The sequence below is a fragment of the Streptacidiphilus jiangxiensis genome (assembly GCF_900109465.1).
GTDB lineage: Bacteria > Actinomycetota > Actinomycetes > Streptomycetales > Streptomycetaceae > Streptacidiphilus > Streptacidiphilus jiangxiensis.
Genome location: NZ_FOAZ01000074.1, coordinates 1 through 5,184, shown reverse-complemented (window position 1 = coordinate 5,184; position 5,184 = coordinate 1). Strand labels below are relative to the sequence as shown.

Annotated in this window: 4 protein-coding genes; 1 reads left to right on the top strand and 3 read right to left on the bottom strand. The window is 71.1% G+C overall.

Going from position 1 to position 5,184, the window contains the following annotated elements:
* Nucleotides 1-1,066 (top strand): M20 metallopeptidase family protein (locus BMY61_RS43555; RefSeq protein WP_083555282.1); only part of this gene is annotated, 1,066 nt, incomplete at its 5' end.
* 37 nt (nucleotides 1,067-1,103) lie between these two features.
* Here BMY61_RS43555 and BMY61_RS43550 read toward each other — a convergent pair.
* The 3 genes from BMY61_RS43550 to BMY61_RS43540 form a co-directional block, all read right to left on the bottom strand.
* The gene (locus tag BMY61_RS43550; RefSeq protein ID WP_143094612.1) at nucleotides 1,104-1,877 is read right to left on the bottom strand and encodes a hypothetical protein; all 774 of its coding nucleotides are present in this window, start codon (nucleotides 1,875-1,877) and stop codon (nucleotides 1,104-1,106) included.
* Nucleotides 1,878-1,990: 113 nt separating this feature from the next.
* Complete coding sequence (locus tag BMY61_RS43545; RefSeq protein ID WP_042444587.1) at nucleotides 1,991-3,697, bottom strand: flavin monoamine oxidase family protein; 1,707 nt, start codon at nucleotides 3,695-3,697, stop codon at nucleotides 1,991-1,993.
* A gap of 191 nt (nucleotides 3,698-3,888) precedes the next feature.
* Nucleotides 3,889-5,184: APC family permease (locus tag BMY61_RS43540; RefSeq protein ID WP_075004324.1), on the bottom strand; the 1,296-nt coding region annotated here is incomplete at its 5' end.

Genomic DNA, 5,184 nt, shown 5'->3' with positions numbered 1-5,184 from the left:
GCTGGGTCTTGAGGTCTCGGTGGGGGAGAAGCTGAGCAGCGTCACGGCGGTGCTGCGCGGTGGGCGACCGGGTCCGGCGGTGCTGCTGCGCGGCGACATGGACGCGCTGCCGGTGCAGGAGACCAGCGGGCTGCCGTTCGCGTCCCGCATCCCCGGAGCCATGCACGCGTGCGGGCACGACCTGCACGTCGCCGGGCTGGTGGGCGCGGCGAAGCTGCTCGTGGAGCGGCGCGAGGAGCTGGCCGGGTCGGTCGTCCTGATGTTCCAGCCCGGCGAGGAGGGCTGCGGCGGCGCCAAGGTCATGATCGACGAGGGCCTGTTGGACGCGGCAGGGGAGCGGGTGGTGGCCGCGTACGGCCTCCACGTCACCAGCGGCCTGCTGCCCGGCGGCGTCGTCTCCGGCCGGCCCGGCGCGGCGATGGCCGCAGCCGACACCCTCCACGTCACTCTGCGCGGCCGCGGCGGCCACGGCTCGGCGCCGCACGCGGCGCTGGACCCGATACCGGCGCTGTGCGAGGCTGTGACAGCCCTGCAGACGATGGTCACCCGCCGCTTCGACGCGTTCGATCCGGTGGTCGTCACCGTCGGGCACATCCACGGCGGCACGATCAACAACGTCATCCCGGACGATGCCACCTTCGAGGCCACCATCCGCACCTTCTCCGCGGAGGCGCGGGCCCGCGCCGAGGAGGAGACCCTGCGGGTCGTGCGCGGTGTCGCGGCCGCCCACGGCCTGGAGATCGACGCCCGCTACGAGCGCCTCTACCCCGTCACCCGCAACGACGAGACCGAGGCCGAGTTCACCTCCCGCACCGTCCGCTCGCTCTTCGGCGAGGACCGTTTCCAGCCGATGGCGCAGCCGCTCGCCGGGGCGGAGGACTTCTCCTACGTCTGCGAGGCGGTCCCCTCGGCGTACTTCTTCCTCGGCGCCTGCGCCCCGGACCGCGACCCGGCGACCGCGCCGTACAACCACAGCCCGGAGGCGTACTTCGACGACGCGGTCCTCGCCGACGGTGCGGCGCTGCTGGCGGCGCTGGCGCTCGGCCGGCTCGCGCGCGGCCGGTAGCCCACCGGCGCCCGCCCTTCGGGGCCGGTCCCGTGGGTCAGGCCCCCGGGGTGGCGGCGCCCTGCCCGGTCAGGGCGGTGATCAGGCCGGCCATGGCGACGCGATCGACGGGCAGGCAGGCGATGGCGACGGTGGTGCCGGAGCCGCGGACGGTGAGCAGCAGCTCGGTGGGATCGCCCGGGTCACCGGTGGGGCGGAGCTGGACTCGGGCGATCTCGGCGACCGGCAGCTGCATCTGCGCGCGGGGCCCGTCGTCCTGGATGAGGTCACGGCTGAAGCGCAGGAATCCCAGGGTGGCCGAGCCCTGCTCGTCGATCGTGCGCAGGGCCGCGGCGACCCGGCCAGGTGCCCCGAGCTCGGCCAGTTCCATGGCGAGTTCGGATCCGCGGACGATCTGGCGCTGCCCGAAGCCGAAGCTCTCCCGACCGGCGACGTCCACCCCGTAGGTGTGGACCGGGCGCGTCGAGTACCGCGTACCGACCCGCTTGATCCGCACGGAGACCTCGGGCCAGGTGGCGGACCGCCGGACCCGGCCCGAGACGCCCACCAGCAGGAAACCCCGGGTGAAGAGGTGCACCGCCTTGCGGCGGCGGGTGATGACGCCGGCCCCGACCAGAGCCAGTTCCAGCACACCGCCGAGCAGGGCGACCGGGCCCGCCTGCCCGGGTATCTGGATCAGCGCGAGGAGCGGAGCCAGCAGCGGGACCGTCACGAAGAACCAGGCGAGCCCGCTGTAGGCGTAGCTCTCCCGGTAGTCGCCCAGCCCGCGGGCCTCCGCCTCTCGCAGCACTCGCTCCGATGCCGTCGCCACGCCACACCCCCGTCGTCACACGGCTGACTCCACTCAGGAGAAGCAACTGTGACATTGCATCAGCTGGGTCTGACACCGCCGGTCGGCGGGGGTGGGACGACCGCGTGGAGGGTTCAGATCTGAGCGAGGATCTCGGTCGCCGCCGCCTCGCCGGAGGTGATGCCGCCCTCCAGGAAGGCCTGGTCCTGGATGCTGGTGTGCTCGCCGGCGAAGTGGATGTTGCCCTCCTGGACGTGCTCGTAGCCGAACATCGACGTGTAGTACCCGGGCTTGTTGTACGAGTACGCCCCGTAGTGCCAGGGGTCGACCGACCAGTGGTCCTCGTACGCCTTGCCCGTGTACGCCGCCGTGGTGCCGGGGTAGATCGGCTCGATCTGGTTGAGGAACCAGTTCACGTCCGCTGCCGGGGCGGGGCCGTGGGGTGCGCCCGTCAGCGTGTGCTGGGCCGTGCTGCCGCCCGGGAAGGCCAGCAGGACGGAGGGGGCACCGTTAGGTCCGGTGGGGACGGAGTCGTCCCAGGCGACGCAGAAGGCGTTCCAGTCGGTGTAGGCGCTGCCGCTGTCACCCAGCGCCGGCCAGGTCTTGTGCGAGACCTCGACATGGATCTTCGCGTTCTGGCCGAGCACGCCGGCGTTGACGACCGAGGTCTTGAACGCCGAGAGTCCGGCCTGCGAGAAGTCGACCTTCTGCAGTGCGGTGAACGGCAGGGCGAGTACCACGTGGTCCGCCACGACCGTGGTGGTGCTGGTCCGGCCGGGCTGCTGGAACGTCAGCGTGTAGCTGCCGTCGGAGTTGCGGGCCAGCGCGACCAGTTGGTGGCCCTGCTGGACGGTGCCGGCCGGCAACTGCGCGAGCATGCCGCTGACCAGCTGATCGTTGCCGCCGACGATGTGGTACTTCTCGTCGTAGCCGGTCATCGGCTGCAGCTGGTTCTGGCTGTTCTTGTAGAGCAGGTAGACCAGGTTGAGAGCCGACTGCAGGGACGGGTCGCCACCGTACTCGGAGACGGAGTTGGCCAGCATCAGCCGGCCGAAGAGCGTGGTCTGGCCGATGCCGGTGGAGTCCAGCCATTCGGGCACGGTCTGTTGGTCGAGCTTCTGGCCGGCCGCGGTGAAGCTGTTGTACGCCTGCGGCCAGGGTGCGGCCTTGCCCGCGGCGCTGAAGGCGGGGAAGCCGATGGCGGACCAGTCGGCGTTGGCCTGGGCGTAGGTGTAGGGCTTGCCGTCGAACCAGTAGATCTGGTTGCCGGTCGGCAGGTCGCCGCCGTTGGTGATCTCCGTGGTGAGGCCCAGCGTCCGGGCCAGGTTGAGTGCCGACTTCTGGTTGCTGTTGATGAACGCGCCGCCGTGCTCGCCGACGAGTCCGTTGTCGAAGTACCCGCGCAGCGACCAGCAGCGGCCGCCGATGTGGGTGGTGTCGGCCTCGTAGACGGTCGAGGCGACGGGGCCCTTGGAGCTGCTGCCGGTCCAGAGCATGTGCGCGCAGCGGACGCCGGCCAGGCCCGCGCCGACGATGGCGATTCTGGGTGCGGTGGCCGCGCGGGCCGGGGTGGCCCGGCTCAGCGCGCCGAGCCCGAGGACGGCGGCGCCGCCCGCGGCGCCGTAGCGGAACAGGTCGCGGCGGCTCGGTCCCGCCTCCGCGGCCTGTTCGCGGCCCAGCGCGCGGAGGCGGCGTTCGGCCGCCTCCCGCACCTCGAGCGCACCGAGCACGTCGTCCACGGGGACGCCGGTCCGGGCGGATTCCTGATGGGCGGCGAACAGGCGCTGCATGAGCCTGGTCGCCGGTGAGTAGGTCATGGCACGGCCGTTGGTGCGAGGCATGAACCCTCCTGAACTCCGTACGGTACGAAGGCAGGTGCAGGAACAGGTGCAGGAACGGACCGACGTGCGAGGTGCGGTTCGCGCGTGGGCGGTGGTGCGCGGTGCGGTGGTGCGCGGTGCGGTGGTGCGCGGTGCGGTGGTGCGCGGTGCGGTGGTGCGCGGTGCGGTGGTGCGCGGTGCGGTGTGTGACGTCAGCCGACGGACGCGACCTCCTGCTCGGTGGCCGCGCTCACCGGGACGTCGGGGGAGCGGAACCAGGAGCCCTGCAAGGCCCACTGGATCAGCATCAGGACGGCGCCGAGGGCCAGCGCCGCCAGGCCGATGACGGAGACGCCGCCGACCTTGCCGACCAGCGGCAGGGTCATCGAGGTGTGGCCGTAGTTCGGGTCGGCGTAGACGTCGAAGGCGGCGTAGCAGAAGAAGTAGAGCAGCATGATGCCGCCGAGCAGCGGGAGGATGCCCTTGAACCACAGGTCGCGGGCGCTGCGCCGGAGCACCTTGCGGAAGTACCAGAAGCAGGCGAACCCGGTGAGGCCGTAGTAGAAGGCGATGCCGAGGCCGACCGAGGAGATCGAGTCGGACAGGACGTTGCTGCTGATCCGGGTCAGCAGCACGTAGAAGGCGATCGATACCAGGCCCATGGCGATCGTCGACCAGGTGGGCGTGGCGAAGCGCGGGTGCACCCGGCCGAAGTGGGACGGGATGGCCTTGTGCAGGGCCATGGAGAAGCTGGTGCGGGCGGTCGGCAGGATCGTGGTCTGGGTGGAGGCCGCGGCCGAGGTCAGCACCATGAAGATGAGCAGCTTGGACAGGAACCAGCCCAGGCCGGTGCTGCCGAAGACCGCGCTGCCGAGGCCGGAGAGCACGTCCCCGGAGTTGTCCGGATTGGCCAGGCCGATGCCCTTGTCGCCGACGCCCGCGAAGGCCTGGGCGGAGGTGGAGACCAGGGCGTAGATCAGCAGCAGCAGGACGGTCGAGATCACGGCCGCCCGCCCGGGGGTGCGGGTCTTGTCGGCGGTCTCCTCGTTGACGGAGACGGCGGTGTCCCAGCCCCAGTAGATGAAGACCGCGGAGAGGATGCCGGCCGTCAGCGCGCTCGCACTGGGCACGTCGAAGGGGTTGAACCACGAGCCCGAGATGTGGATCGAGCTGCCGGGGGCGTTGCTGCCGTAGACCTTGACCAGGGCGGTCACCGAGAACAGCACCAGCATCGCGATCTCGACGCAGAGCAGCACCCGCTGCAGCGCGGCGGAGATCTCGATGCCGATGTAGCAGATGAAGGTCATCAGGATGATCCAGACGACCCCGGCGATCGTGGTCCACAGGGTGCTGGAGGCCAGTGACGCGTGGCCGACCAGCTGGAAGCCGTAGGAGCCGGCGATCTGGGCCAGATTGGCCATGACGATGATGTCGGCGACGATGATGCCCCAGCCGCCCATCCAGCCGGTGCGCGGCCCGAAGGCCCGTGCCGCCCAGGTGAAGGTGGT